The organism is Alteromonas sp. ABH2_165, assembly GCF_056159945.1.
The window spans coordinates 1-741 of sequence record NZ_JBSWWF010000031.1; the positions used below are offsets into that span (position 1 = coordinate 1).

1 protein-coding gene is annotated in these 741 nt (G+C 39.4%); it reads right to left on the bottom strand.

The features are described 5' to 3' along the window. Positions 1-98 precede the first annotated feature (98 nt). Complete coding sequence (locus ACXAFQ_RS20465) at positions 99-662, bottom strand: hypothetical protein (RefSeq protein WP_474825216.1); 564 nt, start codon at positions 660-662, stop codon at positions 99-101. Positions 663-741 lie beyond the last annotated feature (79 nt).

Here is a 741-nt window from a genome sequence, read left to right on the forward strand (position 1 = left end):
GGAAACTAACACCCCACTTAGGGGCACAAACACGGTGGCTAGAATCGGAACGAAGTGACACAGCCACCGTGTTTGTGTCCCAGCGAGCCTGCGAGCGGCTACAGTGGTTTGTTAGCTGCCTCGCCTTCATCAGGATCTAAGCCATATTGGTTAGCAAATTTAGTTGCCATATCTCTGCAGTCTGTAAGGATTTCTTCTTCATCAACTAAAACTGACTCACGTTTTTCAATGATAAATCTTGATGTTTCTACCAACATACAGGTTAATTGATAAAGATAAACAATGTGATTACTTTTATGAGTTACCTCAGAAAGTTCTGCTGCGCATTTGTTGAAAGAAGAAATAGTTCCATAATGATCACTATATTGCTTCCGTTCTACTTTATTCAAATGGGGCAATATGTCTGCAAAATCTTTATTGAAAATTAAAATTTCGATAGCGCCAGGGGAAGGAAGTCCCCTAACTTGACCTTCAACGTACATTTCTGCGATAGAACATAATCTGCTTTTTAAATAATTCATTCGGTCTTGATGATCTTGGACTTCTTGACGCAATGCTCGTTTTTTTCTAACTATTACAAGATAATATTTAGAAATATCCGTAGCTTGACCAAGTATAAACCCTATTAAGAGAGTAGAAATTGCTATTTCAAATTTTGTCATGAAATCCCTTTCGCTGATTGGCAGCTAACACCCACATAAGGGGCAGTAACGCGTGGGCTAAAATCCGAGCGAAGCGACA